The organism is Delftia sp. Lp-1, assembly GCF_020523835.1.
Lineage (GTDB): Bacteria > Pseudomonadota > Gammaproteobacteria > Burkholderiales > Burkholderiaceae_C > Comamonas > Comamonas acidovorans.
Genome location: NZ_JAJALJ010000004.1, coordinates 584,883 through 610,271, shown reverse-complemented (window position 1 = coordinate 610,271; position 25,389 = coordinate 584,883). Strand labels below are relative to the sequence as shown.

The following is a 25,389-nucleotide window of genomic DNA, read 5'->3' as shown; positions in this document are numbered from 1 at the left end:
GTCGAGCCGGGCAGGAGCCTACTGATGCGTAGGCTGTTTACTTTGGAGTAGATTCTGGTTGTCGCCCACCGCATGCAGCATCGGTGATTTCCCCGGTGCGACCGCCGCCATGAAGCCATCGAGCCCTGAAACCAAGACCCGACCCAGCCCTGGCGCCCGCGCCCGCAACGGCCGTGCGGCGCCCGCCGTGGATTCGCCCTGGAGCGGCACGCCCGACCGCGAGCAGCAGCGCGAGGCCAAGCGCCAGGCCGTGCTGCAGGCCGCCGCGCAGCTGTTCAACGAGCGCGGCTTCTCCGCCACCTCGCTGGACGACATCGCCGCACGGCTGGGCGTGAGCAAGCCCACGCTGTACTACTACGTCAAGAACAAGGACGAGATCCTGCTGCAGTGCGTGAACCAGGGCCTGGCCATGACGCTGGAAGGCATCGAGGCCTCGCGCCGTGCAGGTGGCCAGGCCGTGGACCAGCTGCGCGCCTGCATGCAGGTCTATGCGCGCATCGTCACCATGGACTTCGGCATGTGCCTGATCCGCGTGGGCGACGAACAGGTCCCCCCCGACAGCCGCCGCGAACTGCGCCGCCAGAAGGCCGCCATAGACCAGGCCTTCCGCCGCCTGGTGGCCGCCGGCGTGCAGGAGGGCTCCCTGGCCCCCTGCGACCCCAAGATGACCGCCTTCGTGATTGCCGGCGCGCTCAGCTGGATAGGCCGCTGGTACCAGCCTGGCGGCCAGTACTCGGCAGAGGAAGTGGCGCAGCAGTGCATTGATACCTTGATGGGGGGCGTGTTGCGGCGGGCGGATGTTCTCGATACGCCCAAGTTATCCAAGCCACCCAAGGTGGGCAAGCCTGCAAAGCGTGCGAAGGCGGGCGCCTGAAGCGCCGTTCCCTGCCGTGAGACACGCTACGGCGCCGCACTCTCCTGCGCCGCCAGATCATCCAATATCGGGCAGTCCGGCCGGTCGTCGCCGTGGCAGCAGTGCACCAGGGTCTTGAGCGTGCGCTGCATGGCCTGCATGGCGGCGATGCGCTCGGTCAGTTCGTCGATGTGGCGCTGGGCGATGGCCTTGACCTGGCTGCTGGCGCGGCTCTTGTCCTGCCACAGGCCGAGCAGGGTGGCGATCTCGTCCATGGAAAAACCGAGGTCGCGCCCTCGGCGGATGAAGCGCAGGGCGTGCACGTCGGCCTCGGCGTACTGGCGGTAGCCGCCGTCCGTGCGGTGCATGGGCGGCAGCAGGCCCTGGGCTTCGTAGTGGCGCACCATGCGCGCCGAGACACCGGCGCGGCGCGCGGCCTCGCCGATGGAGACGGGCCAGTGCTGTGCGGGGTGGGCGGACATGGTGCGTGCCTTTCGGATGCCTTCGGGTGTCTTTGAGGTGTCTCTCAGGCGACCTTGTAGCCTTCTTCGGCAATGGCGGCGCCCAGTGCCTCGCGGCTGGCGCTGCTGTCGACTTCAACGCGCTGGGCGGCGCGATCGATTTTTACCTGGGCCTGGTCATCCACGCCCTGCACGGCCTGGGTGACGGCGCGTTCGCAGTGGCCGCAGGTCATGCCCTGCACGGTGAAAACATGTTGCATCTCTCGCTCCTGGTTGGGGCGCGCCGAAGTGGCGCAAGCCATGGACGGCATGTTGAACCCTGACACCATGGCAAGGTCAAGCGTCTGGCCGGGAATGGGTTGATTTGGCCCAAAGCATGCGGGCCGGCCTGGCTCAATGATTCGCCTCAATGGCCGATACATCGAAAAGAGCCGTGAATAGGCAAAAACCGTCATAGACCATTGGCGATCATCTGACAAACTGCAACAATTTGTATTTACGTTGGCGCTATGCATTTGGAGACCGTGCGTGCGCCCTGACTGACAGAGAGGAAAACGGTCATGAACTTGTTGGGAATGATGCGGGCTTTCACGATCCGCACGCGGATGCTGGGTGCCATCGCCATGGTGCTGGTACTGCTGGGTCTGCTGGGCGGAGCCGGGATGCTGGGCATGTTCCGCATCCATGGCATGAGTCAGCAGTTCATGCATACCTCGTACGCCAAGATGGGCTACATGGTGGAGTTGCGCGCCGAGCTGGGTGCCGTGCGCGCCCATGAAAAGGACATGATCATCCAGTACGAGCGTGCCGAAGAGGTGCGCAAGGCCCACACCCAGTGGCTGGCCGCCATCGACCGCGTGAAATCCGTGGCCGAGCGCTTTCTGAAGGATGAGGATCCGGCCGACGATGCCATCGTCAGCGGCATCTCCGAGCGCGTGGACCGCTACCGCCAGCAGTTCGAGCACATTGCGCGACAGCTGGAGGCCGGTGGCTATGACACGGCGACCACGGCCAACCGCATGAGCGGCAAGGCCATGGCCGAGGTGGCCGAGGTCGAAAAGCTCATCGCCCAGCTCGACCAGCTGCTGCGCCAGCAGGTCGATGCCATGGCCGCCGAGGAGCAGGGCGTGGCCGAGCAGACGCAGTGGATCTTCGTGGCTGCCGTGGTGCTCACGGTGCTGGTGGTGGTGCCGCTGACGCTGATGAACATGCTGTCCATCTGCCGCCCCCTGGTGCAGGCGCGCCAGACGGCGCTGACCATTGCCCAGGGCGATCTGTCGCAGAGCGTGAAGGTGGAGGGCAAGGACGAGGTGGCCGACCTGCAGCGCGCGCTGGACCAGATGCAGCAGAGCCTGGGCTCCATGGTGACCCAGGTGCGCGACGCCAGCGGCAACATCGCCACGGCCAGCCAGGAGATCGCCACGGGCAACCAGGACCTGTCCTCGCGCACCGAGCAGACGGCCAGCAATGTGCAGGAGACAGTGGCCTCGCTGTCCCAGCTCACGGCCACGGTGCAGCAGACGGCATCGTCCTCGCAACTGGCCAACCAGCTGGCGGCCTCCGCCTCGACCACGGCCACGCGCGGTGGCGACGTGGTGGCCCAGGCGGTGGTCAGCATGCAGGAGATCACGACCTCCAGCCGCAAGATCGGCGACATCATCGGCCTGATCGACTCCATCGCCTTCCAGACCAACATCCTGGCGCTGAACGCCGCCGTGGAAGCGGCACGTGCCGGCGAGCAGGGCCGCGGCTTTGCCGTGGTGGCGGCCGAGGTGCGTTCGCTGGCCCAGCGCTCGGCCCAGGCGGCCAGCGAGATCAAGGCGCTGATCCAGACCAGCGTGCAGGCCGTGGACGTGGGCGTGCGCCAGGTGGAGGATGCTGGCAAGACCATGAAGGAAATCGTGGACAGCGTGCAGCGCGTGGGCGACATCATTGGCGAGATCACGGCGGCTTCCAGCGAGCAGTCGGGCGGCATCGGCCAGGTCAACCAGGCCGTGGGCGATATCGACCGCATGACGCAGCAGAACGCAGCCCTGGTCGAGGAATCGGCCGCCGCCGCCGAGTCGCTGCGCGAGCAGGCCGCGCGCCTGGCGCAGGTGGTGGGCCAGTTCCGCATTGCCGGTGCGGCCGTGGCGTCCATGGGCTCGCATGCTTCCTATGGCCGTCCCGGCCAGGGCAAGCCCGGCCTGGCCCCGGCTGCCGGCCGCGCCCCGCTGGCTTCGGCCCGCGAGACCCAGTTGCTGGAACACGCCTGAGAAGGCAGGGGCCAGCGGCTCTTTTTCACGTGACCCCGTGAATCGCCGAACGAAAAAAGCCCGCAGGCCATGCCTGCGGGCTTTTTGCTTTGCAGCGCCGCAAATCAGGCCTGGCGCGCGAACGGGTAGTCGGTATAGCCCTCTGCGCCGCCGCCGTAGAACAGGCTGGAGTTCCAGGGGTTCAGCGGCAGGTCGTCGCGCAGGCGGTGGACCAGGTCGGGGTTGGAGATGAAGGCCTTGCCGAAGGCCACGATATCGGCGTGGCCGCTTTCCACGGCGCGCAGCGCCATGTCGCGGTCATAGCCGTTGTTGACCATCCAGGCGCCCTGGCCGCCGGCCTCGCGGTAGGCGGATTTGAGCGCCGCGTAGTTGAAGGGCCGGTCGGGCAATTCACGCGGGCCGCCGGTGGAGCCTTCGATGATGTGGATGTAGGCCAGGCCCAGCGGCGCCAGCTGGCGCACCACGTATTCGAACAGCGGCTGGGGGTCGGCATCGGCGATGTCGTTGGCCGGCGTCACGGGCGACAGGCGGATGCCCACGCGGCCGCCGCCCACGGCATCGGCAGCGGCGCGCGTGCATTCGAGCAGCAGGCGGGCGCGGTTCTCGATGCTGCCGCCGTAGTCGTCATCGCGCTGGTTGGCGCCGGTCTTGAGGAACTGGTCTAGCAGATAGCCGTTGGCGCCGTGCAGCTCCACGCCGTCGAAACCGGCCGTCTCCACGGCATTGCGCGCGGCCACGGCGAAGCTGTGGACGATGGCGGGAAGCTCGTGCTGGGCGAGCGCGCGCGGCGCGGAGGTGGGCACGAACTGGCCCTTGCCCGAGTCCTCGTCGATCACATAGGTCTTGGATTTGGCCGCCACCGGGGACGGCCCCACGGGCGCCTGGCCTTCGGGCTGCAGCGAGGTGTGCGAGACCCGGCCCACATGCCACAGCTGGGTGACGATGCGTCCGCCCGCCTTGTGCACGGCGTCGGTCACGCGCTTCCAGCCGTCGAGCTGCTCGCTGCCGTACAGGCCCGGCACATGGGCATAGCCCTGGCCCTGGTGGCTGATGGCCGTGCCTTCGCTGATCAGCAGGCCGGCGCTGGCGCGCTGGGCGTAGTAGGTGACCATGATGTCGTTGGGCAGGGCCTGGGGTGCGCGGTTGCGCGTCAGCGGCGCCATGGCGATGCGGTTGGGCAGGCGCAGTTCGCCAGCCTGTATGGGATCGAACAGAGAGGTCATGCAACGGGGCTTTCTGTGCGTGAAGCAAAAGCGCCGCCCGTGCGGGCGGCGCGGCGTACGGCACAGATTACGCCCATGGAATCAATCGTGCAGGCCAGGGATTTGCGCGCTGTCGTGCAGGCGACGGTGCTGTGCCACGAGTTGCCCCAGCGCCTGCATCTGCGCCGTCACGAAGCTGCGCGTGGCGGCATCGGTGCACAGGCCCTGGCTGTCGAATTTCTGCGCCGCCTGGCCCACGAAGACCTCGGGCCGGGCCAGCACGTCGGCTTCCATGCACTGCAATACCTTGCGCAGTTCGTACTGCACGCGCGCCCCGCCCAGCGGGCCCGGCGAGGCCGAGACAAGGGCCACGGGCTTGTGCCGAAAGGGTTGGTCATCGCCACGCGAGATCCAGTCCAGCGCATTCTTGAACATGCCTGGAATGGAGAAGTTGTACTCGGGCGTGGCCAGCACCACGGCGTCGGCACGGCGGATGCGCTCGCGCAACTGGTGCACGGATTCGGGCATGCCCGTGGCCAGCAGGTCGGCATCCAGCGGCGGCAGCGCGCGCCAGTCGCAGACCTGCATCGTGGCCTGGGGTGGCAGGCAGCTGCCCGCCAACTCCAGCAGCAGGCGGTTCAGGGAATGGCGGCGCAGGCTGCCGCACAGGCTGATGATGTCCATGGCGTCAGGCCTGCAGCGGAATGCCGACCTGCTGGATGACGCCGCGCCAGCGCGCGATCTCGGCGCCCACCATGCCACGCATCTCCTCGGGGCTGCAGGGCGTGGCCGCGCTGCCGGCGCTGGCCAGGGCCTGGAGCAGGTCTGGCTCCTTCAGGGCCTTGTGGGTTTCGGCGGCCAGCCTTTGCACCACGTCGGCGGGCGTGCCTGCGGGCGCGGCCAGGCCCAGCCAGGAGCGCACCTCGAAGCCGGGCAGCACGGCCGAGGCCGGCGGCGCCTCTGGCAGGGTGGGCCAGGCCTGGGCGCTGGTAACGGCCAGGGCGCGCAGCCGGCCCGACTTGATGTGCGGCATGGCCACGGTCAGCGTGTCGCTGAGCACGTCCACATCGCCCGCTATCACGGCCTGCACGGGTGCGCCACCGCCCCGGTAGGGCACGTGCAGCAGCTGTACCTTGGCCGTGGAGCCCAGCAGCTCGCCGGCCATGTGCTGGGTGGAGCCCACGCCCACCGAGGTGAAGGTGATGCGTCCCGGCTCCTTGCGCGCCATGGCCAGCAGATCGGCCAGGGTCCTGGCGGGATGCTCGGCGCGCACGGCCACCACGAAGGGAAAGGACGAGACGGTGGAGACAAAGGCGAAGTCCTTGACCGCGTCGTAGGGCAGCGATTTGCGCAGCGCGGCCGACACGGTGTGCGCGCCCGTGAGCATGACCAGGCTGTAGCCGTCCGGCACCGCCTTGGCCACGAAGTTGCTGGCAATGGAGCCGCCCGCGCCGCTCTTGATCTCCACCACCACGGGCTGCCTGAGCGATTCCTGCAGCTTCTGGGCCACGAGCCGGGCCACCACGTCGGCGTTGCCGCCCGCGCCAAAGCCGTGGATCAATTGAATGGGCCGGTTGGGAAAACCGCCCTGGGCCCGGGCCGTGGGCAGGGTGAGTGAGGCGGCGCCTGCAAGCAGGGCCGTGCGTCGGGTGATGGCAGTCATGTCATGTCTCCTTTTTTTGTATTGCGCGCTGCGGACGTGTCCAGTGGCTTCGCTGGCCTCGCTGGCGTTGCGGCTAGCGGTCTGCGCGCGCGTAGCCGGTCTGGGCGCCGTAGAGCTTTTCGCGCTGCGACCAGTCGTGGGTCTCGTTCCACAGGGCCAGCACCTGCATGGCCTCCTGCTCGAAGACCTGGTGGCGCGCCGCGTCGGCCGTGCGCGCGGTCAGCTCCAGGCGGTGGCCCGAAGGGTCGAAGAAGTAGATGGAGGTGATGAAGTCGTCGTGGTTGGTGGGGCCCACCACGTCAATGCCCCGGTCCAGCAGGTCCTGCCGGGCGCGCAGCACGGTGTCCACGTCGGCGACCTCGAAGGCGAAGTGCTGTATCCAGCCCGGCGACTCCATGTCCTTCATCTGGCCCGGGTCCCTGGGGCACTCGAAGAAGGCGATGGAGCTGCCGTCCTCCATCTCGAAAAAGATGTGGATGTGCGGGCTGTACTGGCCCGTGGAGGGCACATGGTCCTCGCCCATGGCGTGGGTGAAGCGCAGGCCCAGCACCTCGGTATAGAAGCGCACGGTCTCGGCCGCGTCCTTGCAGCGGTAGGCGGCGTGGTGAAGCTTTTTGCACAGCATGGATGTCTCCTGTCAGTCGGTGGAAAGGGGGCCGGAAGTGGACGCGGGGCCTGTGGCGCCGTGGAGCGGCTCCTGGCAGCCGCTCCACTGGGGCTGGAAGAAGGGGGCCGGGACCAGGAACTTCGATTCCTGGCTTTGAAGCAGCGGCAGCATGCGCGCCACATAGGCCTGCCAGCGTGGCTCGGCCAGCAGGCGGGCGCGGCGCTCGGCGCGCTCGTTCAGGTCCGTATAGGCCCACAGGTGGACGATCTGGTTGAGTGGCCCCGAGTCGCTGGTGTAGTAGCCGACCATGCGGCCCAGAATGCGCTGCTGCAGCTCCAGGCCCTCGGCCTGGTAGAGCGCCAGGTAGTCCCGCCACTTGCCGGGGTGGGCGGTGTAGGTGCGTTGTTCGACGAGCATGCCGTGCCTTCTTTCAACCGAGGCTGTGGCCGCCGTCGATCACGATGCGCGTGCCCGTGGCCGTGCGCAGATGCGTGGCGCAGGCGAGGATGGCCTGCGCCACATCGTCGGGCTCGACCACGCGGCCCAGCGGCGTGTGCGCGGCCCTTTTCTCCAGCTCCTGGCGGCTGCGGCCTCCCACGAAGCCCGTGTCCACGGCGGCGGGCGAGACGCAGAGAAAGCGCACCGGGCCGAAGGCGCGCGCCATGGACACCGTCAGCGTGTCCAGCGCGGCCTTGGCGGCGCAATAGGCCATGTTGCTGCCCAGGCCCGTGAAGGCGGAGACCGAGGACACGTTGACCACGGCGGCGTCCTGCGAGGCGCGCAGCAGCGGCAGCAGGGCCCGCGTCACGGCATAGGTGCCGCCCACGTTGGCGCACAGGATGCGGTTGAACAGAGCGGGCTTCAGTGCATCGATCTGCGCGTGCGCGATGCGCTCGGTGAAGCCCGCGCAGTTGACCAGCAGGTCCACCCGGCCCAGGTGCTGCTGCAGCCACTGGGCGGCGGTGGCGTGGCTGGCCTCGTCTTGCAGCGACAGCTGCAGCGTGTGGTGGCTGCCCGGCAGTTCCTCGCGCAGCGCCTGGGCGCGGTCGCGGCCCTGGTGGTAGCCGATCACGACGGTGGCGCCCTCGCTGGCCAGGGCCCTCGCCGTGGCGGCGCCTATGCCGCTGCTGGCGCCGGTGACGACGGCGATTCTGTCTTGCAATGGCGGATGGGAGAGTTGCATCATTCGGAAATCCGTGGCGCCCGGCCTTGCCGTGCCCTGGCCGGGCCGTGGTTGATCGGCCATTCCGATTGTTTTCAAATCGCCCGGCGGCGCCACTCAGTTGTCCGATAAACGAACATGACCTCATCGTCCGATGCCGGCTCCCTCAAGCGGGGCGTGACCTTTCTCAAGCTGCTGGCGACCGGGGGCACGCGCGGTTGCCCGCTCAGCGAACTGGCCGAAAAATCCGGCGTGCCCCACCCTTCGGCCCACCGCATCCTCAAGCAGCTGATTGCCGAGCGCCTGGTGGTGCACGACGCCCAGACCCACCGCTACCGGCTGGGGCCGCTGGCCTTCGAGCTGGGCCTGGCCGGGTCGATGCTGCACGACATACGCGACCTGTGCGAGCCGGCCATGGCGGCGCTGTCACGTGAAACCGAGGACACGGCCTACCTGGTGGTGCGCAGCGGATTCGAGGCCGTGTGCCTGCACCGGCTCGAAGGCGACTTCCCCATACGCACGCTGGTGCTGCAGGTCGGCAGCCGGCGCCCGCTGGGCGTGGGCGCCGGGGGGCTGGCCGTGCTGGCCGCCATTGCGCCCGAGGAGCGCGAGGCCATCATCGAGCGCGTGGCGCCCGCCCTGCCGGCCTTTGGCAAGCTCACCGATGCGGGACTGCGCCTGGCCTGCGAGGAAACGGCCCGCGCAGGCGTGGCCGTGATACAGAACCGCGTGAGCCTGGGCGTGACGGCCGTGGGCGCGCATTTTTGCGACAGCATGGGCCAGGCCATGGGGGCGGTCAGCGTGGCCGCGCTGACCCAGCGCATGACGGCGGCGCGCGTGCGGCGCATCGCCCAGCAGGTGCGCGCTGCGGCGGCCCAGATAGAGCAGCGCATCCGCACGCGCAAAAGATAAGGGGCCGGCTGGTTCACACCAGCCGGCCCCTTGTGCCGCCGAGCCCGGGCTCGGCGCTGCTTACTTGAGCAGGCCTTCGGCCTTCATCGCGGCCTGCACGGCAGGGCGGGCCAGCACGCGCTCGCGGTAGGCCAGGAGGTTGGTCAGCTCGGAGATGTCCACGCCCACGAACTGGGCCCAGCCCGTCACGGTGAACAGGTAGGCGTCGGCCACGGTGAACTGCTCGCCCATCAGGTAGTCGCGGCCATTGAGCTCGCCGTCCACCCACTTGAGGCGGTCCAGCACGCGCTGGCGCACCACGGGCTTGTAGTCGTCGGGCGTGGCGGGGTTGAACAGGGGGCCGAAGCCCTTGTGCAGCTCGGTGCCGATGAAGTTCAACCACTCCTGAAGGTGGTAGCGGGCCATGGTGCCGTTGGCCGGTGCCAGCTTCTTCTCGGGGACCAGATCGGCCAGGTACTGGACGATGGCCGGGCCTTCATGCAGCGTGTCGCCGTCGTCGAGCACGAGGAAGGGAACATAGCCCAGCGGGTTGATGCCGTAGTAGTCCGTGCCGTCCTGCAGCTTGTGCGTCTTGGTGCTGGCCAGGACCGGCTCGTAGGCCAGGCCTGCCTCGTGCAGGACGATGTGGGGAGACAGAGAGCAGGCGCCAGGGCTGTAGTAGAGCTTCATGGTGGATGGCTTCCGATCAGGGTAAGAAAGACAAGCGCCCATGCTAACCCCATGTGCAGGGGCTGCGCATGATGGGACCGCGCTGGCGGCAGGGTTCAGGCCGACAGGCGCTGTGCAGCCCAGAGCACCTGTTCCAGCACGGCCTTCACGCCCTGCTGGTCCTGGGGTCGCTGCAGGCGGCCGGCGTCGTCGAATGCCTGGCCTGCCTGTCCTACGGCGTGGCTCACGGGGGCCAACCAGCACTGCAGGTTCAGCAGCAGCGGCGCCAGGTGCGACTGGGCGCGCAGGCCGCCCAGGCCGCCGGGCGAGGCGCTGGCCATGCCCACGACCTTGCCGCGAAAGGGCAGGGTGCCATCGGACCAGACCGGATCACCGGCCACGGGGCTGGAAGCCCAGTCGATGGCGTTCTTGAGCAGGGCAGGGTAGCTGCCGTTGTACTCGGGCGAGCAGATCAGCCAGGCCGGGTGGCTGTGCAGCGCGGCCTTGAAGCGCAGCACGTCAGGCGGCGTGCCGCTGGCCTCCAGGTCGGCGTTGTACATGGGGATGTCGAAATCCGACAGCTCCAGCAGCGTGGGCTGGGCGCCCAGTTCGCGCGCCATGTCGGCGGCGGCGGCGGCCAGGCGCCGGTTGTGCGATTGTTGGCGGGTACTGCCCGCGAAGATGAGGATCTGCATGGCCGCCATTGCATCACAGGCCCTGCACATGTTTCTTGCAAGCGGGCCGCCCTGCGGGCGGCGGCGCGCAGCATCCTGCGGTGCACACGTGTTCGCCGCACTGTTTCACGTGGAACACCGGCGCAGTGCCGGCCCGGTGGCGGGGCCGGCCGACCCCTTGCAAGGCACTGGTGCGGCAAAGGTGGGAAAATCGCGGGTTCCCCGCTGGGTTCCCCTCGCTACATGAACGAGGGCCACCTGCCATGAGCGCCGGAGCGTGAGTGCTCCGTGTCGGGGGCTTGGGCCGGGCAGGCCCCCGGAGTGATAAGCATGTTGTACCCACAGGAATTTGATGTGATCGTGGTCGGTGGCGGCCACGCTGGCACCGAGGCCGCGCTGGCCGCTGCGCGCATGGGCTGCAGGACGCTGCTGCTGAGCCACAACATCGAGACCCTGGGCCAGATGAGCTGCAATCCCAGCATCGGCGGGATCGGCAAGGGCCATCTGGTCAAGGAAGTGGATGCGCTGGGCGGCGCCATGGCGCTGGCCACCGATATCGGCGGCATACAGTTCCGCATCCTCAACAGCTCCAAGGGCCCGGCCGTGCGTGCCACGCGCGCCCAGGCCGACCGCATTCTCTACAAGGCCGCCATCCGCGACATGCTGGAGAACCAGCCCAACCTGTGGCTGTTCCAGCAGGCGGTGGATGACCTCATGGTCGAGGGCGACCGCGTGGTGGGCGCCGTCACCCAGGTGGGCGTGCGCTTTCGCAGCCGCACCGTGGTGCTCACGGCGGGCACCTTCCTGGACGGCAAGATCCACGTGGGCCTGAACAACTACGCGGCAGGCCGTGCGGGCGACCCGCCAGCCGTCAGCCTGTCGTCGCGGCTCAAGGAGCTGCAGCTGCCCCAGGGCCGCCTGAAGACCGGCACGCCGCCGCGCCTGGATGGCCGCAGCATCGATTTCTCGCAGTGCGAGGAGCAGCCCGGCGACGGCATGCCCGGTGGTGTCAACGAAGGCGTGCTGCCCGTGTTCAGCTTCATCGGCAATGCGGCCATGCACCCGCGCCAGATGCCCTGCTGGATCACCCACACCAACGAGCGCACGCACGACATCATCCGCAGCGGCTTTGACCGCAGCCCCATGTTCACGGGCAAGATCGAAGGCGTGGGCCCGCGCTACTGCCCCAGCGTCGAGGACAAGATCAACCGCTTTGCCGACAAGGAAAGCCACCAGATCTTCCTGGAGCCCGAAGGCCTGACCACCAACGAGTTCTATCCCAACGGCATCTCCACCAGCCTGCCCTTCGACATCCAGTACGAACTGGTGCGCAGCATGAAGGGGCTGGAGAACGCGCACATCCTGCGCCCCGGCTACGCCATCGAGTACGACTACTTCGATCCGCGCTCGCTCAAGAGCAGCTTCGAGACGCGCCAGATCCAGGGCCTGTTCTTCGCGGGCCAGATCAACGGCACGACCGGCTACGAGGAAGCGGCGGCCCAGGGCCTGTTCGCCGGCCTCAACGCCGCGCTGCAGTGCCGTGGCCAGGAAGCCTGGCTGCCGCGCCGCGACGAGGCCTATCTGGGCGTGCTGGTCGATGACCTGATCACCAAGGGCGTGACCGAGCCGTACCGCATGTTCACCAGCCGCGCCGAGTTCCGGCTGCAGCTGCGCGAGGACAACGCCGACATGCGCTTGACCGAAGCGGGCCGCGCCATGGGCCTGGTGGACGATGCGCGCTGGGATGCCTTCAGCCGCAAGCGCGATGCTGTTTCACGTGAAACAGAGCGCCTGAAGTCCACCTGGGTCAATCCGCGCATCGTCACGCCCGAGGAATCAGAGCGTGTGCTGGGCAAGTCCATCGAGCGCGAATACAACCTGTTCGACCTGCTGCGCCGGCCCGATGTGGGCTACGGCAAGCTGATGAGCCTGAACGAGGGCCGCTATGCCTCGGCCGATGTGCAGCCCGAGGTGCTGGGCGATCTCAGCGGCTCCGTGGTCGAGCAGGTGGAAATCGCGGCCAAGTACGCGGGCTACATCGACCGCCAGAAGGACGAGGTGCAGCGCGCCGCCCACTTCGAGAACCTGCGCCTGCCGGCCGAGCTGGACTACATGCAGGTGCCTGCCCTGTCCTTCGAGGTGCGCCAGTCGCTGCAAAAGCACAGGCCAGAGACGCTGGGCCAGGCGTCGCGCATGTCGGGCGTGACGCCGGCGGCGATCTCGCTGCTGATGGTGCATCTGAAGAAGGGGGGCTTTCGGGGCTTTGCACCGGATGTGACTGACGCGAAGGGCGAGGAGGCATCCGCATGAGCCAGGAACTGCGCGCTCCGCTCGAAGCCGGCCTGCAGGCGCTGGGGCTGGACCTCACCCCCGCCCAGATCGATACGCTGATGGAATTCCAGGCCCTGCTGGGCAAGTGGAACAAGGTCTACAACCTCACGGCCGTGCGTGATCCGCAGGAGATGCTGACCCATCACCTGCTCGACAGCCTGGCTGCCGTGCCGGCCCTGCAGCGCCATCTGGCACAGATGCCTGCGCGCGAAGGCCGCACCGCCATGCTGGACGTGGGCTCGGGCGGCGGCCTGCCCGGCGTGGTCTTTGCCATCTGCTGCCCGCAGATCGACGTGCACTGCGTAGATACCGTGGGCAAGAAGGCCGCCTTCATCCAGCAGGCGGCGGCCACGCTGCGCCTGCCCAACCTGCGCGGCATCCACAGCCGCGTGGAGCAGCTGACCACGCGCTATCCGCTGATCAGCTGCCGTGCGTTTGCCTCGCTGGTGGACTTCACCAGCTGGTCGCGCCAGGCGCTGGAGGAGGGCGGCACCTGGCTGGCCATGAAGGGCAAGCACCCCGACGATGAAATCGCCGCGCTGCCCGCCGACGTGCAGGTGTTTCACGTGGAACCATTGAAGGTGCCGGGCCTGGATGCCGAGCGCTGCATCCTCTGGCTGCGCGTTTGCGCCTGATTTTTTTACCGAATGGCACACTGCCGCGTTGCGGCGGGGCCATGTTCCACATGCGCTGGCCATGGCCCTCGCATAAACTCCCAGCTTTCATCGCTCAGGGGTCAGCATGTTCGGCATCTCCGATTTCAGCGCATTCGTTGTTGCCATTCTTCTGTTTTTGCTGATTCCGGGGCCGGGCAATCTGGCGCTGATCACCTCCACCGGCAAGGGCGGCATACGTGCCGGAATGGCGGCCTGCGCCGGCGTGCTGGCGGCCGACCAGGTGCTGATCTGGATGGCCGTGGCGGGCGTGGCCGCGCTGCTGGCCTCCTATCCCACGGCCTTCCATGCCGTGCAGTGGCTGGGCGCCGCCTACCTGGGCTGGCTGGGTTTCAGGATGCTCACTGCCAAGCCCGGCGACAAGCCCGTGCTCCACATCGAGCCGCGCCACTACTTTCGCCAGGCCGGCCTGATCACCCTGATGAACCCCAAGTCCATCGTGTTCTACATGGCCTTCTTCCCGCTGTTCGTGGATCCCGCAAGCCACCAGGGCCTGCTCACGTTCGCGGTGATGGCGGCCACGGTGGCCGCTCTGACCTTTCTCTATTGCCTGATCGTGGTGCTGCTGACCGCGCATCTGGCCGAGCGCATGCGCGCCAATCCTGCGGTTTCCCGGGTTCTCGAAAAGACTGCGGGCGTGTTCCTGATCGGTTTTGGCCTCAAGCTGGCCATCGCCAAATAAGCGTGTAAATACCATGGCCAAAATCTTCTGTGTCGCCAATCAAAAGGGCGGGGTCGGCAAGACCACCACCGCCGTCAACCTTGCAGCGGGCCTGGCCAAGGTCGGCCAGCGCGTGCTGATGATCGACCTGGACCCGCAGGGCAATGCCACCATGGGCTCGGGCGTGGACAAGCGTGCGCTGGAGCTGTCGGTCTATGACGTGCTGCTGGAGAACGCCAGCGTCAAGGAAGCCGCCGTGCGTTCCGAGGCCGTGGGCTACGACGTGCTGGGCGCCAACCGCGAACTCAGCGGCGCCGAGATCGAGCTGGTCACCCTGGAGCGCCGCAACGATCGCCTGAAGGGCGCCCTCAAGGCGGTCGATGCCGACTACGACTTCGTGCTGGTGGACTGCCCGCCCAGCCTGTCCATGCTCACCTTGAACGGCCTGTGCGCGGCCCATGGCGTGGTCGTGCCCATGCAGTGCGAGTACTTCGCGCTCGAAGGCCTGACCGACCTGGTCAACACCATCAAGCAGGTGCACGCCAACATGAACCCCGACCTGCAGATCATCGGCCTGCTGCGCGTGATGTTCGATCCGCGCACCACGCTGCAGCAGCAGGTCAGCGACCAGCTCAAGGAACACTTCGGCGACAAGGTGTTCGACACCGTCATCCCGCGCAACGTGCGCCTGGCCGAGGCGCCCAGCTATGGCGTGCCGGGCGTGGTCTTCGACCCTGGCGCCAAGGGCAGCAAGGCCTTCATCGATTTCGCGCACGAGATGGTGCGCCGCATCAAGAAGATGTAGTCATGCAAGGTTCACATGAAACGGCAGGGCAGGGCGTGCCGACCGGGTGGGCTGCCGAGGACGTCTGGCTGCTGCCCGGCTGGCAGAACTCGGACGCCGATCACTGGCAAAGCCGCTGGGAGCAGCGCCACGGCTACCGCCGCCTGGAGCAAAACGACTGGGACCGCCCGCTGCGCGGCGACTGGAGCGCCAGGCTGCAGGAGACGGTGCTCGACGCGCCGCGCCCCGTGGTGCTGGTGGCGCACAGCCTGGGCTGCATCCTTGTGGCCTGGTGGGCGGCGCATTCGCCGCTGGCCGCCCGCAAGGTGCGTGGTGCGCTGCTGGTGGCCCCCGGCGATACCGAGCAGCCCCAGCTGCGCGAGCAATTGCCCGGCTGGTCGCCCGTGATGATGCAACGCCTGCCGTTTGCCTCCATCGTGGTCGGCAGCGACAACGACATTTACTGCAGCGCCCAGCGCGTGCAAGCCATGGCCGATGCCTGGGGCGCACGCTTCGTCGACGCAGGGCCTTCGGGCCATCTCAACACGGCCAGCGGGCTGGGCGACTGGGACAGCGGACACGCGCTGCTGGCATCGCTTTGACAAGGACAACACCATGGTGACCAAGAAACCCAAGGGACTGGGACGCGGGCTGGAAGCCCTGCTCGGACCCAAGGTCCACGACAAGGAAGAGGGCGGCGGCCCGGTGGCCGAGACCGGCCTGCCCAGCATCCTGCAGCTCGACGTCATGGTGCCCGGCCAGTACCAGCCGCGCACCCACATGGACGAGGGCGCGCTCTACGAGCTGGCCGAAAGCATCAAGGCCCAGGGCATCATGCAGCCCATCCTGGTGCGCCGCCTGGCCAAGGGCGACCACGCCGGCAAGTACGAAATCATCGCGGGCGAGCGGCGCTTCCGTGCGGCCCGCATCGCCGGCCTGGCCGAGGTGCCGGTGCTGGTGCGCGAGGTGCCCGACGAGGCCGCCGCCGCGATGGCGCTGATCGAGAACATCCAGCGCGAGGACCTGAACCCGCTGGAAGAGGCCCAGGGCCTGTCGCGCCTGGTCAAGGAATTCGGCCTCACGCACGAGCAGGCGGCCCAGGCCGTGGGACGCTCGCGCAGCGCGGCCACCAACATCCTGCGCCTGCTCAACCTGGCCGACCCGGTGCAGACCATGCTCATGGCCGGCGACATCGACATGGGCCATGCGCGTGCCCTGCTGTCGCTGGACCGCGCGGCCCAGATCACGGCCGGCAACCAGATCGCTGCCAAGAAGCTGTCGGTGCGCGAGGCCGAGGCCCTGGTCAAGAAGATCGGCGCCGACTTTAGCCTGGTGCGCCAGAAGTCCAAGAAGGACGGCAAGTCGCGCGACATCAAGCGCGTGGAAGAAGAGCTGTCCGACCTGCTCATGGCCGATGTCGAAGTGCGCATCAAGAAGTCCGTGCGCCGTGGCGGCAAGCTGCAGGAAATGGGCGAAGTGGCGATCCAGTTCGGCTCGCTCGATGCGCTCAACGGGCTGATCGAACGTTTGCGCGGCGATGCACCCGTGTGATGACAACAGCTTGTAACCGTCTGTGATCTGTCGTTCTCCAGCAAAGCAGCGCTTTTTCGCAAGGGTGAATCCCGGTATATTTGCGCGCTGTTATGCGGGGTAATTGTGTGTAATCGATGACTGGCGACGTTGCCAGTGCGTGGACGCCCATTGCCCTGGCGCTGATTCACCTAGACCAGACCAAGAGGATTACAACGTGAAGAAGTATCTTGCCCTGACTGCCATCGCTGCCGTGGCGCTGACCGGCTGCGTGACCACCGACATGCGCATGGGCTCGCCCGAAGCCAAGACCGTGGCCACGGGCGCCGCAGGCGGTGCCAGCGCCGAAAACGCCAATACCGAGCTGGAGCGCTGCGACTCCTCGCTGGGCACCATCTCCCTGGTCGAGAACCAGACCGCCGGCTGGTACACCATCCTCACCCAGCAGTACCGTCTGCCGCCCACCTCGCAGCTGCTGCGCCTGATGATCCAGCAGTCCAACTGCTTCATCGTCGTGGAACGCGGCGCGGCCGGCATGGGTGCCATGGCGCGTGAACGCGCGCTGATGGACTCGGGCGAAATGCGTGGCGGCAGCAACCTGGGCAAGGGCCAGATGGTGGCCTCCGACTACGGCCTGTCCCCCGAAGTGATCTTCAACCAGAGCGATGCCGGTGGCATGGGCGGCGCCATCGGCGGCCGCGCCGGCGGCATCTTCGGCGCGCTGGCTGCAGCCACCAAGACGCGCGAGGCCTCGGTCATGCTGGCCCTGGTGGACAACCGCTCGGGCGTGCAGGTGTCGGCTTCCGAAGGCTCGTCCTCCAAGACCGACTGGGGCGGCATGGGCGCGCTGTTCGGCGGCTCCGCTGGCGCCTCGCTGGGCGGCTACACACGCACGGCCGAAGGCAAGGTGATCGCCGCCGCCTTCATGGACGCCTACAACCAGATGGTGCGCTCGCTGCGCAACTACAAGGCGCAGACCGTCAAGGGCCAGGGCCTGGGCGGCGGTGGACGCCTGGGCGTGGACGGCGGTGCCGCACCGTCGCAGACATCGGCTCCGGGCGCCAATGCCGCCGGCATGTCGCTGCGCGCCGCACAGCAAAAGCTCAATGCCCTGGGCTACACCGCAGGCACGCCTGACGGCTCCATGGGCAAGAACACCCAGAACGCCCTGCGCGAGTTCCAGCGCGACCAGAGCCTGCCGCAGACCGGCCGCCTCGACCGTGCCACCTCGCAAGCACTGCAACAGCAATGAGATGCAGCACCCCCTGAGTCGCTTCGCGCCTTCCCCCTCTCCTGCGGGAGGGGGACGACAGCCTCGCTGCGGGGCGGCCCTTGCTCGCTGTCCCTGGTTTGGGGCGTTTCGGGCGCATAGGTCGCGCTCGTTTCATGGGCTGTGGGAGGCGCGTCGCGCAATGAGGCTCTGACATGCGGCGCCTTCCCTGGCCGGCCCCGGCCCTTCTTGCCTGGGCGGGCGCCTGGCTTGTCTACGCCGCGCTGCAATCGACCCTAGGGCCGCTGGCCGCCTGGCTGGCGGCCTGTTTTTTGGGCGTGCTCGCCAGCCTGCTGGCCACGCCCTGGTGGCGGCGCCTGGCCGTGGCGGCGGGCTTTCCGCTGTCCTGCCTGATGCTGTGGGGGCCGGGCGGCCTGGCCGCCATCAGCCCCTGGCTGTGGCTGGCGGCGCTGGGCCTGCTGACCCTGGTCTACCCGCTCAACGCCTGGCGCGATGCGCCGCTGTTTCCCACGCCCGCCGATGCGCTGCAAGGCCTGGCCGATGCTGCGCCGCTGCCGGACGGCGCGGCCGTGCTCGATGCCGGTTGCGGCCTGGGCGACGGCCTGCGCGCGCTGCGCGGGCAGTACCCGCAGGCGCGGCTCAACGGCATGGAGTGGAGCTGGCCGCTGCGCTGGCTGTGCGCGCTGCGCTGCCCCTGGGCCCGCGTGCGCCGTGCCGACATCTGGCTGGCCGACTGGAGCGGCTACCAGATGGTCTACCTGTTCCAGCGCCCTGAAAGCATGGGCCGTGCGGCCGTCAAGGCCGCCACGGAGCTGCCTGAGGGCGCCTGGCTGGTCAGCTTGGACTTTGCGCTGCCCGGCGTGGAGCCCTCCTGGCAGCGCCAGGGACCGGGCCGCCACAGCCTCTGGGTCTACCGCATGCCGCTGGGCGGCTCCAGCGAGGCCGTGGTGCATGTGCCCGAGCCCGAGGAAACGCCTTACGAGAAGGCGCGGCGGGAACTGCAGCAGCGCCGATGAGAGCCTGTGCCGCTCCAGCCGTGGCGTTGCACGGCCGGGCCAGGCACTGAGTCCGGACGGCGGGCCCACACACTTCGCGCCTTTGTCTTACAGGAGAAAGGCAGGCTCTCCATGCTCCCCGGAATTGACTCTTTGTGTACGTGCGCAAGACTTGCTCTGCCTGCCATCCACAGATGCAGGCTCTGCAAGTCTTGACCCATCTGCTGCGCCAGGCTGCGGTGCAGATGACAAACACAAAGATCGCCAAGATGGATATGGAACTGTCTCGTGCATGCACGGCCCGCAGCCGCATGCGTTCGCCTTCTTCTTCGCTGCCTGTGCCCCCTCGGTCCGTGTTGAAAATCCTGGCATGGGGCGTGGCCTTGTGCTGCACCCAGGCGCAGGCCCAGACGGTCACGTCCACCGGCGATGTGGTGCCTGTCCAGGTGCCCAACCCCTCGCCCAGCTGGAATGCGGGCACCACGCTGCACGTCGGCAGTACGGGCACGGGAACGCTCACCATGGACAGCGGAGGCTCAGTGACCCACTCCGGGGTCGGCACCGTGGGTTACGACCTGGGCAGCAATGGCACGGTCACCGTCCGGGGCCCGGGTTCCACGTGGAACGGTTCAGGCAGTCTCGTGATTGGTGGCAGGGGCACAGGCACCTTGAAGGTCGAAGATGGGGGCGTGGTGTCAGGTGTGGTGGGTGCTTTGGGCGATGTCCCTGAAGGCGTGGGCACTGCGACGATCAGTGGAACAGGCTCGGCTTGGCGCAGCACCCAGGATTTCTTCACCAGCTTCAACGGAACGGGCACGGTCACCGTGCGCGATGGTGGTGCGCTGTCTGTGCAGGGGGGCGCCGGGACCATCACCATGGATGCTGACCCGGGCGCTGTCGGAACCCTGCAGGTGGGCGGTGGACCGGCCGACGCCGCCATGGCGCCCGGCGTGGTCGATGCGGCCCGCATCGACTTCAGCCTGGGGACAGGCACCCTGCATTTCAACCATACGGGTGCCAACCTGGGCTTTGCGCTTGCGCTGTTCAGCGTCGATCCCGGCACGCACCGCATCACCCATCAGGCCGGCACGACCACGCTGTCGGCCGACAGCTCCGGTTTCTCGGGCAGCACCGCGGTCTCCGGGGGGCGGCTGGTGGTCGCCAGTGCGCTTGGCGGCACGGCGTCGGTCACGGGCGGGCAGCTGGATGTCGATGGCACGCAGGGCGGCACCGTCACGGCCAGCGGCTCCGGCGTGGTGTCCGGGGCGGGCACGGTCTCTGGCGACCTGGACCAGACCGCCGGCGGCGTGCTGCTGGGCCAGCAAGGCCGCAAGCTCAGCGTTGCAGGCCTGGCGACGCTGGGCGGCGGTGCGGTGGTACAGGCCGGCCTGGGAGCGCCTTCGGCCACGGCCTTGTTCGATGTGAACGGCAATCTCACGCTGGGCGGCACGCTTGGCATCAATGACCTGGGCGGCTTTGGCGCAGGCGTGTACCGGCTGTTCGACTATCGCGGCACGCTGGCCGGGAGCCTGGCCTTCGGCGCGCTGCCCGCAGGCGTGGTGGCGGACAACCTGACCCTGCAGACTTCGGTGCCCGGGCAGGTGAACCTGCTCTCCACGGTCGGCGTGGCACTGGGCTATTGGGATGGTGGCAATGCCGCGCTCAGGGACAACAACGTGGTCAACGGCGGCACAGGCGTCTGGCGCGCCGATGGCCGCAACTGGACCGGTGCGGGCGGCGCGCTCAACGGCCCTTATCAACCCAACCCCACCGTGGCCCGGTTCCAGGGCCTGGCCGGTGTGGTGACGGCGGATGCCGGTGCGGGGGCCATCGGAATTACCGGCATGCAGTTCGATGTCGATGGCTACCTCCTCCAGGGTGCGACCCTGGGATTGCAGGGCGCGGGAGCCAACACGGTCAACGTGGCCAGCGGCGCGACGGCGACGGTGGCATTGGTGCTGTCCGGCCCGGGTGGCCTGGCCAAGGCCGGCGCCGGCACGCTGGTGCTGGAAGCTGCCGGCAGCTACGGCGGCGCCACCACGGTCCAGGGCGGCAGTCTGCGTGCCGGCGCTGCCAATGTGCTGACCAGCGTTTCGGCCCATGAGGTGCAGGCTTCGGGCGTGCTGGATCTCGACGGCCTGGCCCAGACCGTGGCCAGCCTGGTGAACGCGGGCACGGTGCGCCTTCCCCGGAACGGTGCTCCGGCCGTACCCGGCACCACGCTGAGCGTGACAGGCAACTACAGCGGCGGCGGCGTGCTGGCCATGGCCACGCAACTGGGCAATGAAGCGTCGCCCAGTGACCGCCTGGTGGTGAACGGCAGCGTGACGGCAGGTGCGCCCACGCGCCTGGACATTGCCAACGCCGCAGGCCTGGGCGCGGCGACCGCGGGCAACGGTATTTTGGTCGTGCAGGTCAATGGTGCGGCATCGCCTGCAGGTGCCTTCGTGCTGGCGGCGCCGCTGCAGGCCGGAGGCTACAGCTACCAGCTGGTGCAGGTGGGCAGCCACTGGTATCTGCAGTCACGCCTGGCGGGTGCCACAGGGGTGCAGCAGATTCCCGCGCTGGGCACGGCGGGCCTGGCTGGCCTGGCCCTGATGCTGGGCGGGCTGGCTGCCTGGCGGCAGCGCCGCCGCCCGGGCGCCGTGCGGGACTGAGCACGGCGGCCTGCCTCTACTTCTTCGCGCTGGCCTTGCTCACGTAGAGCGACAGCGCGGCGATCTCGGCCTCGCTGAGCGTGGCCTTGAACGAGGGCATGGCACCTATGCCGTCGCGCAGGGCGCGGGCCACGCGCGCGGCATCGGGCTTGAGCTCGTCGAGCACGGGGCCGATGGCGCCCTCGGCGCCCGCGTCCTTGAGCGTGTGGCACAGCGCGCAGGCAGGCGTGGCCGTGGAGAACAGCTTCTTGCCCAGGGCCATCTGGGCCGCTTCATCGGCAAAGACGGGGGCGGACAGCAGGGCGCTGCCGAGCAAAGAGCTGCCCAGCAGGGCGGTGTGGATCAGGTGTTTCATCGTGAACATGGCAATGGGGGTACGGGCCCGCCACGGTCTGGCGCCGTGTGCGGGAAGTGACGGCAGTGAAGAGAAGGGGTGGCGGGATGAACGCGCGGGCCGTGCTCAGGCCACGGTGACGGTCACGGCGTGGTCGGCCCAGCTGGTGTTGTTGTAGCCACTCTGGTTTTCGCCGCGCGTCTCGGGCTGGACCCGGCCGCGCGCGTCGGTGGCGCGGCTGGCCAGCACATGCGTGCCCTTGGGCAGGCGCGCCTGCAGCACGAACTGGCGCCAGGCGTACTTGCCCAGGTCGGGGCCGACCAGGCGCGCGGCCTGCCAGCTCTTGCCGCCGTCCGTGGACACCTCCACGCCCTTGACGGCGTCCATGCCGCCAAAGGCCACGCCGTGGATCTGCACCAGGCCGGCGGCCTGCCCGCCGTCCTCGGGCAGGGGCGAGTTGATCCAGGACTTGACGCTCATCTCCTGCACCGAGGGCTGGCTCGGGTCGCCCTTGCTGCCGGGTGGCGAGATGCGGTAGCCGTGGGACATGATGTGGGCCTCGCTCTCGCGCGGCGTGAAGGCCAGCTGCTTGATGTACTTGATGTTGTTCACGCCGGTGTAGCCGGGCACGATCAGGCGCAGCGGCCCACCATGGGCCAGCGGGATGGGCTCGCCGTTCATCTCCCAGGCCAGCAGGGCGTCTTCCATGGCCGACAGCGGCACCGAGCGCTCGACGATGACGCTCTTGGGGTCCAGCCCCGCAGGCAGCACCTCGCCGCCCGTGCCGGTCATGTAGAGACCGCCGTCTGACACACCGCCCAGGGCCTTGACCACCTCGCGCACGGGCACGCCGCTCCAGACCACGCAGCCGGCCGCACCCACGGTCCAGGCCGTGCCGCTGGGCTTGCTGGGAAAGAAGGCCCGGCCATTGCCCGAGCACTGCAGCACCATGGCCACGGTCTCCAGGCCCAGGGACTTGAGCTCGCGCACGCTGAGGCTGCGGGGTTGGCGCACGCCCTCCACCTGCAGCTGCCAGGCATCGCGGTCGGTCACGATGGATTCGGGCGGCGTGGGCAGGTTGTTGCGCACATAGAGCTGATCGCTGGGCGTGATCACGCTGGTGCCGAAGGCGCCGCGCCGCGTCTCTATGGTGGTGGAGCTGTGGACGATGAGGGCATCGGCCTTCTTCCAGCCCGCGTAGCCGGGCAGGGGCTTGGCCGCCGGTGCTGCCGCAGCTGCGGGTGCCTGGGCCTGGGCTTGGGCCAATGCGCCCTCGTGCAGGCCGGCCAGGCCAGCTGCGGCCAGTGCGCTGACGCTGCCGGCCAGCAGGCTGCGGCGCGCGGGGGAAGTGGGCGATGTCGGCAAGTGGTTCATGGTTGTCTCCTCGTGGTGGTTGTCAGGGGGCGTGTCATGGCGTCTCATGGGGCATCTCAGGGGGCAGGGCTGCCCAGGGCCTTGCTGGCCACGGCCAGGGCCTGTTTCTTCTGGGCCACGAGCACCAGCGGCCGGCCTTCGCGCGAGCGGACGACCTGCCAGTGCATGTTGGCCCACCAGCCCTGGCCATCGGCCAGGCGCTGGGGCTGGTCGAAGGCCAGCACGGTGACGATGCCGCCCTTCTCGAAGAAGGTGGTCAGGTGGTAGGCGCGCGTGCCGTCGATGTCGCAGGGCCGCATCAGCTGTGTGTAGCCGGGCAGCTTCTCGCCGGCCGGCAGGTCCATGCGGCGCGCGACCTCGGCCTCGGGCATGAAGCTGCCGCGCAGCGTGCGCTCGTAGTACTCGTGCTCGATGGCGGCGCGCACCAGCTCGGGCGGGCGCATGGCAAACACGGCGGTGGCGGCCGAGCTGCCCACCAGCAGCGCGGCGATCAGCCGGCGCACGCCGCTGCGCGCATGCCAGGGCGTGTGGCGCAGCAGATGGGCGGGCGGCTCGCCGTGCGGCCCGGGGTCGAAGGCCAGGGCCAGTTCGGCGCGTGCGCGCAGGTCGAATGCCGATTCGTCGGTCGTGTCCGGGGCAGTCATTTCAAGCCTTGGTATCGTGTGGCGCGCAGCGGGTTGGGGCGCAGTGGGATCACGCTGGCAGTCTCTGGAACAGGCGCCGGGGCCGCCTGCTCCAGCACCGCCTTCAGCGCATCGCGGGCGCGTGACAGGCGCGACAGCACCGTGCCCGGCGCAATGTCCAGGGCCTCGGCCATCTGGGCCGTGGGCATGTCGTCGAAGTAATAGAGCACCAGCACCTCGCGGTGGATGGGCGCGATGCGCGCCAGCGCCTTGACCACGTCGAGCCGGTCGTCCAGCGCCGAAGGCGAGGGGGAGGGCGCGGGGTGCTGGTCCAGCGCCTCGTCATCGCTGACCAGATGGGCCGATGGCGCAAGGTGCCGGAAGGCATGGCGGCGCATGATCTGGAACAGCCAGGCCCGCGCCATTGCGGCCTCGCGCAGCTGGTGGCGAAAGCGCCAGGCGCTGGTGAAGCAGTCCTGCACCACGTCCTCGGCCAGCGCGCGCGAGCCGGTCAGTGCCCAGGCGCTGCGCAGCAGGAATCGGTAGTGCTCGCGCACCCACTGGTTGTAGCGCGACTCGGCGGTGGAGATCATGCGGCATAAGAGCACGCAGGGCGCCGCCGCATTCCATGGCCGGCCTATCGGCAAACCCTATATCGGATCAGCTATCGCGAAGAGGCGATGGCTCCCTTTCATTCCCTGGTCGGCCGCGATACAGCGCCTGTTCCGACCCTGTGGGCAGCGGAACCGGCCTGCTGCCCGAAGAACCGTGCCGGAGGCATGCCCACCGTGCGGTGCACCATGGCGCTGAAGGCGCTGGGGCTGTAGCCCAGCTCGGCCGCGATCTGCTGTATGGGAAGGCCGCGCGCGGCCAGGCTCAGGCCATGGGCCAGCACGACTTGCTGGCGCCAGGCGGTGAAGCTGCAGCCCAGCTGCTGCTGGAACAGCCGGGCCACGGTGCGCGGGCTGGCGCCGGTGTCTGCCGCCCAGTCGGCCAGGCTCTCGTGCTGGGTGGGGTCGGCCACCACGGCCTCGCAGAGCATGCGCAGCCGCTTGTCCTGGGGCATGTTCACGCCAAGGTGGACTTCGCTGGCCCGGCGCAGTTCTTCCAGCAGCAGGGCGCTCAGATGGTGCTCGCGCTGCAGCGTGGCGGCGTCGGGTGCGGGCTGGTCATCGCTTTGCTTGGGCAGGGCCGTGATCAGCTCGCGCATCAGCGGCGAAACCTCCAGCACGCGGCAGCGTGCCCAGTCCTGCGGGTTGCAGGCCACGCCGCAGGACGGGAGGTCCGGCAGTACGGGGCCCTGGGCCGGATCGTCCTGCAGCACGTAGATGGAGACGAGATCGGCTTCCTCGACCATGGCCACGGCGTGGACCAGGCCGGGCGGAATCCACACGGCCTTGGACGGCGGTGCGATCAGCGTGCCCTGGGGGGCCGACAGGTGCAGCACGCCGTCCAGCGAGATGGCGATCTGTGCCCAGCTGTGGCTGTGCGGTATGACGCGCGTGCGCGCCGACAGACGGTGCTGCTTGGCGCGCACGGGGCGCTGGGGCGTGGGCACGAACAGGTGCGGATGCAGGGCCTCGACCGGCTCCATCGGCCGGGCCCTGCGCACCGACCGCAGTGCGGCTGCGGGGCAGGCGCTGGGCAGTGTCTCGCCACAAGTGTCGGCAAGGGTGTGGGCAGGGGTGCCGGGCGTGGAGACAGGCTTTGGCATGTTTGCGACAGAAGTTGGCAGACTATCGCATACAAGACGAAACG

Annotated in this window: 27 protein-coding genes; 12 read left to right on the top strand and 15 right to left on the bottom strand. The window is 68.6% G+C overall.

What is annotated here, in order from left to right:
* The first annotated feature begins 109 nt into the window (after nucleotides 1–109).
* Entirely contained in the window at nucleotides 110–874 is a 765-nt protein-coding gene (locus tag LGR64_RS28015) for a TetR/AcrR family transcriptional regulator (protein WP_230357450.1), read from the top strand.
* A gap of 26 nt (nucleotides 875–900) precedes the next feature.
* Here the strand turns inward: LGR64_RS28015 and cueR are convergent, their stop codons facing one another.
* Entirely contained in the window at nucleotides 901–1,335 is a 435-nt protein-coding gene (cueR, locus tag LGR64_RS28010; RefSeq protein WP_012201974.1) for a Cu(I)-responsive transcriptional regulator, read from the bottom strand.
* A 44-nt stretch (nucleotides 1,336–1,379) separates the two neighbouring features.
* Nucleotides 1,380–1,574 carry a heavy-metal-associated domain-containing protein gene (locus LGR64_RS28005; RefSeq protein WP_012201975.1) on the bottom strand — a complete coding sequence of 65 codons (195 nt, stop codon included), beginning with the start codon at nucleotides 1,572–1,574 and terminating at the stop codon, nucleotides 1,380–1,382.
* A 300-nt stretch (nucleotides 1,575–1,874) separates the two neighbouring features.
* Here LGR64_RS28005 and LGR64_RS28000 point away from each other — a divergent pair, with 300 nt between their 5' ends.
* Nucleotides 1,875–3,569 (top strand): methyl-accepting chemotaxis protein, encoded by a 1,695-nt coding sequence (locus tag LGR64_RS28000; RefSeq protein ID WP_034397522.1) that lies wholly within the window; start codon nucleotides 1,875–1,877, stop codon nucleotides 3,567–3,569.
* Between the two features lie 104 nt (nucleotides 3,570–3,673).
* On the opposite strand, the gene LGR64_RS27995 is transcribed toward LGR64_RS28000, so the two are convergent.
* From LGR64_RS27995 to LGR64_RS27970, 6 genes are all read right to left on the bottom strand, one after another.
* Nucleotides 3,674–4,792, bottom strand: a complete 1,119-nt coding sequence (locus tag LGR64_RS27995; protein ID WP_230357448.1) for an alkene reductase — start codon at nucleotides 4,790–4,792, stop codon at nucleotides 3,674–3,676.
* 81 nt (nucleotides 4,793–4,873) lie between these two features.
* Nucleotides 4,874–5,455 (bottom strand): NADPH-dependent FMN reductase, encoded by a 582-nt coding sequence (locus LGR64_RS27990; protein WP_230357446.1) that lies wholly within the window; start codon nucleotides 5,453–5,455, stop codon nucleotides 4,874–4,876.
* Nucleotides 5,456–5,459: 4 nt separating this feature from the next.
* Complete coding sequence (locus LGR64_RS27985) at nucleotides 5,460–6,434, bottom strand: tripartite tricarboxylate transporter substrate binding protein (RefSeq protein ID WP_230357444.1); 975 nt, start codon at nucleotides 6,432–6,434, stop codon at nucleotides 5,460–5,462.
* Between the two features lie 73 nt (nucleotides 6,435–6,507).
* A complete protein-coding gene (locus LGR64_RS27980) occupies nucleotides 6,508–7,059 on the bottom strand; it encodes a VOC family protein (protein ID WP_012201980.1) in 552 nt (183 codons plus the stop codon).
* Nucleotides 7,060–7,071: 12 nt separating this feature from the next.
* Nucleotides 7,072–7,458: an NIPSNAP family protein gene (locus tag LGR64_RS27975; protein WP_063327853.1), complete on the bottom strand. Its 387-nt coding sequence runs from the start codon at nucleotides 7,456–7,458 to the stop codon at nucleotides 7,072–7,074.
* 13 nt (nucleotides 7,459–7,471) lie between these two features.
* Entirely contained in the window at nucleotides 7,472–8,203 is a 732-nt protein-coding gene (locus tag LGR64_RS27970; protein ID WP_230357442.1) for an SDR family NAD(P)-dependent oxidoreductase, read from the bottom strand.
* Between the two features lie 138 nt (nucleotides 8,204–8,341).
* On the opposite strand from LGR64_RS27970, the gene LGR64_RS27965 reads away from it, so the two are divergent.
* Entirely contained in the window at nucleotides 8,342–9,115 is a 774-nt protein-coding gene (locus tag LGR64_RS27965) for an IclR family transcriptional regulator (protein ID WP_230357439.1), read from the top strand.
* A 60-nt stretch (nucleotides 9,116–9,175) separates the two neighbouring features.
* Here the strand turns inward: LGR64_RS27965 and gstA are convergent, their stop codons facing one another.
* Both gstA and LGR64_RS27955 read right to left on the bottom strand, forming a co-directional pair.
* Nucleotides 9,176–9,784 (bottom strand): glutathione transferase GstA, encoded by a 609-nt coding sequence (gene gstA / locus LGR64_RS27960; protein WP_013799958.1) that lies wholly within the window; start codon nucleotides 9,782–9,784, stop codon nucleotides 9,176–9,178.
* A 95-nt stretch (nucleotides 9,785–9,879) separates the two neighbouring features.
* A complete protein-coding gene (locus LGR64_RS27955; protein ID WP_230357437.1) occupies nucleotides 9,880–10,467 on the bottom strand; it encodes an NADPH-dependent FMN reductase in 588 nt (195 codons plus the stop codon).
* A gap of 300 nt (nucleotides 10,468–10,767) precedes the next feature.
* On the opposite strand from LGR64_RS27955, the gene mnmG reads away from it, so the two are divergent.
* The 9 genes from mnmG (at nucleotide 10,768) to LGR64_RS27910 (ending at nucleotide 21,300) form a co-directional block, all read left to right on the top strand.
* Nucleotides 10,768–12,747, top strand: coding sequence for a tRNA uridine-5-carboxymethylaminomethyl(34) synthesis enzyme MnmG (gene mnmG / locus LGR64_RS27950; RefSeq protein ID WP_088166421.1), 1,980 nt, complete (start codon nucleotides 10,768–10,770; stop codon nucleotides 12,745–12,747).
* Nucleotides 12,744–13,403 (top strand): 16S rRNA (guanine(527)-N(7))-methyltransferase RsmG, encoded by a 660-nt coding sequence (rsmG, locus tag LGR64_RS27945; protein WP_013799961.1) that lies wholly within the window; start codon nucleotides 12,744–12,746, stop codon nucleotides 13,401–13,403. The genes mnmG and rsmG overlap by 4 nt, the downstream gene beginning before the upstream one ends.
* 106 nt (nucleotides 13,404–13,509) lie before the next feature.
* Nucleotides 13,510–14,124 carry a LysE family transporter gene (locus LGR64_RS27940; protein ID WP_012201988.1) on the top strand — a complete coding sequence of 205 codons (615 nt, stop codon included), beginning with the start codon at nucleotides 13,510–13,512 and terminating at the stop codon, nucleotides 14,122–14,124.
* Between the two features lie 13 nt (nucleotides 14,125–14,137).
* Nucleotides 14,138–14,908 (top strand): ParA family protein, encoded by a 771-nt coding sequence (locus tag LGR64_RS27935; protein ID WP_012201989.1) that lies wholly within the window; start codon nucleotides 14,138–14,140, stop codon nucleotides 14,906–14,908.
* A gap of 2 nt (nucleotides 14,909–14,910) precedes the next feature.
* Nucleotides 14,911–15,489, top strand: a complete 579-nt coding sequence (locus LGR64_RS27930; protein ID WP_212645598.1) for an RBBP9/YdeN family alpha/beta hydrolase — start codon at nucleotides 14,911–14,913, stop codon at nucleotides 15,487–15,489.
* 13 nt (nucleotides 15,490–15,502) lie between these two features.
* The gene (locus LGR64_RS27925; RefSeq protein WP_230357436.1) at nucleotides 15,503–16,438 is read left to right on the top strand and encodes a ParB/RepB/Spo0J family partition protein; all 936 of its coding nucleotides are present in this window, start codon (nucleotides 15,503–15,505) and stop codon (nucleotides 16,436–16,438) included.
* Nucleotides 16,439–16,634: 196 nt separating this feature from the next.
* Nucleotides 16,635–17,669, top strand: coding sequence for a peptidoglycan-binding domain-containing protein (locus tag LGR64_RS27920; RefSeq protein ID WP_013799966.1), 1,035 nt, complete (start codon nucleotides 16,635–16,637; stop codon nucleotides 17,667–17,669).
* Nucleotides 17,670–17,842: 173 nt separating this feature from the next.
* Nucleotides 17,843–18,664: a class I SAM-dependent methyltransferase gene (locus tag LGR64_RS27915; protein WP_230357434.1), complete on the top strand. Its 822-nt coding sequence runs from the start codon at nucleotides 17,843–17,845 to the stop codon at nucleotides 18,662–18,664.
* Between the two features lie 335 nt (nucleotides 18,665–18,999).
* Nucleotides 19,000–21,300 carry an IPTL-CTERM sorting domain-containing protein gene (locus tag LGR64_RS27910; protein ID WP_230357432.1) on the top strand — a complete coding sequence of 767 codons (2,301 nt, stop codon included), beginning with the start codon at nucleotides 19,000–19,002 and terminating at the stop codon, nucleotides 21,298–21,300.
* A 16-nt stretch (nucleotides 21,301–21,316) separates the two neighbouring features.
* On the opposite strand, the gene sorU is transcribed toward LGR64_RS27910, so the two are convergent.
* From sorU to LGR64_RS27885, 5 genes are all read right to left on the bottom strand, one after another.
* Entirely contained in the window at nucleotides 21,317–21,664 is a 348-nt protein-coding gene (gene sorU, locus LGR64_RS27905) for a SorU family sulfite dehydrogenase c-type cytochrome subunit (RefSeq protein ID WP_230357430.1), read from the bottom strand.
* 96 nt (nucleotides 21,665–21,760) lie between these two features.
* Nucleotides 21,761–23,008, bottom strand: a complete 1,248-nt coding sequence (gene sorT, locus LGR64_RS27900; RefSeq protein ID WP_230357428.1) for a SorT family sulfite dehydrogenase catalytic subunit — start codon at nucleotides 23,006–23,008, stop codon at nucleotides 21,761–21,763.
* 56 nt (nucleotides 23,009–23,064) lie between these two features.
* Nucleotides 23,065–23,652 (bottom strand): hypothetical protein, encoded by a 588-nt coding sequence (locus tag LGR64_RS27895; protein ID WP_013799970.1) that lies wholly within the window; start codon nucleotides 23,650–23,652, stop codon nucleotides 23,065–23,067.
* Nucleotides 23,649–24,224, bottom strand: coding sequence for an RNA polymerase sigma factor (locus LGR64_RS27890; RefSeq protein WP_088166429.1), 576 nt, complete (start codon nucleotides 24,222–24,224; stop codon nucleotides 23,649–23,651). The genes LGR64_RS27895 and LGR64_RS27890 overlap by 4 nt, the downstream gene beginning before the upstream one ends.
* Before the next feature lie 98 nt (nucleotides 24,225–24,322).
* A complete protein-coding gene (locus tag LGR64_RS27885; RefSeq protein WP_230357426.1) occupies nucleotides 24,323–25,345 on the bottom strand; it encodes an AraC family transcriptional regulator in 1,023 nt (340 codons plus the stop codon).
* Nucleotides 25,346–25,389 lie beyond the last annotated feature (44 nt).

Bases quoted from the DNA above. Each gene is read 5' to 3' on its own strand.
- LGR64_RS27895 (WP_013799970.1), bottom strand. From the start codon at position 23,652: ATGACTGCCCCGGACACGACCGACGAATCGGCATTCGACCTGCGCGCA.
- rsmG (WP_013799961.1), top strand. From the start codon at position 12,744: ATGAGCCAGGAACTGCGCGCTCCGCTCGAAGCCGGCCTGCAGGCGCTG.
- LGR64_RS27980 (WP_012201980.1), bottom strand. From the start codon at position 7,059: ATGCTGTGCAAAAAGCTTCACCACGCCGCCTACCGCTGCAAGGACGCG.
- sorU (WP_230357430.1), bottom strand. From the start codon at position 21,664: ATGTTCACGATGAAACACCTGATCCACACCGCCCTGCTGGGCAGCTCT.
- LGR64_RS28015 (WP_230357450.1), top strand. From the start codon at position 110: ATGAAGCCATCGAGCCCTGAAACCAAGACCCGACCCAGCCCTGGCGCC.
- LGR64_RS27935 (WP_012201989.1), top strand. From the start codon at position 14,138: ATGGCCAAAATCTTCTGTGTCGCCAATCAAAAGGGCGGGGTCGGCAAG.
- LGR64_RS27940 (WP_012201988.1), top strand. From the start codon at position 13,510: ATGTTCGGCATCTCCGATTTCAGCGCATTCGTTGTTGCCATTCTTCTG.
- LGR64_RS27955 (WP_230357437.1), bottom strand. From the start codon at position 10,467: ATGGCGGCCATGCAGATCCTCATCTTCGCGGGCAGTACCCGCCAACAA.
- LGR64_RS27985 (WP_230357444.1), bottom strand. From the start codon at position 6,434: ATGACTGCCATCACCCGACGCACGGCCCTGCTTGCAGGCGCCGCCTCA.
- LGR64_RS27885 (WP_230357426.1), bottom strand. From the start codon at position 25,345: ATGCCAAAGCCTGTCTCCACGCCCGGCACCCCTGCCCACACCCTTGCC.
- LGR64_RS27890 (WP_088166429.1), bottom strand. From the start codon at position 24,224: ATGATCTCCACCGCCGAGTCGCGCTACAACCAGTGGGTGCGCGAGCAC.
- gstA (WP_013799958.1), bottom strand. From the start codon at position 9,784: ATGAAGCTCTACTACAGCCCTGGCGCCTGCTCTCTGTCTCCCCACATC.
- LGR64_RS27995 (WP_230357448.1), bottom strand. From the start codon at position 4,792: ATGACCTCTCTGTTCGATCCCATACAGGCTGGCGAACTGCGCCTGCCC.
- LGR64_RS27925 (WP_230357436.1), top strand. From the start codon at position 15,503: ATGGTGACCAAGAAACCCAAGGGACTGGGACGCGGGCTGGAAGCCCTG.
- LGR64_RS28005 (WP_012201975.1), bottom strand. From the start codon at position 1,574: ATGCAACATGTTTTCACCGTGCAGGGCATGACCTGCGGCCACTGCGAA.
- LGR64_RS27965 (WP_230357439.1), top strand. From the start codon at position 8,342: ATGACCTCATCGTCCGATGCCGGCTCCCTCAAGCGGGGCGTGACCTTT.
- cueR (WP_012201974.1), bottom strand. From the start codon at position 1,335: ATGTCCGCCCACCCCGCACAGCACTGGCCCGTCTCCATCGGCGAGGCC.
- LGR64_RS28000 (WP_034397522.1), top strand. From the start codon at position 1,875: ATGAACTTGTTGGGAATGATGCGGGCTTTCACGATCCGCACGCGGATG.
- LGR64_RS27930 (WP_212645598.1), top strand. From the start codon at position 14,911: ATGCAAGGTTCACATGAAACGGCAGGGCAGGGCGTGCCGACCGGGTGG.
- LGR64_RS27915 (WP_230357434.1), top strand. From the start codon at position 17,843: ATGCGGCGCCTTCCCTGGCCGGCCCCGGCCCTTCTTGCCTGGGCGGGC.
- LGR64_RS27990 (WP_230357446.1), bottom strand. From the start codon at position 5,455: ATGGACATCATCAGCCTGTGCGGCAGCCTGCGCCGCCATTCCCTGAAC.
- mnmG (WP_088166421.1), top strand. From the start codon at position 10,768: ATGTTGTACCCACAGGAATTTGATGTGATCGTGGTCGGTGGCGGCCAC.
- LGR64_RS27975 (WP_063327853.1), bottom strand. From the start codon at position 7,458: ATGCTCGTCGAACAACGCACCTACACCGCCCACCCCGGCAAGTGGCGG.
- sorT (WP_230357428.1), bottom strand. From the start codon at position 23,008: ATGAACCACTTGCCGACATCGCCCACTTCCCCCGCGCGCCGCAGCCTG.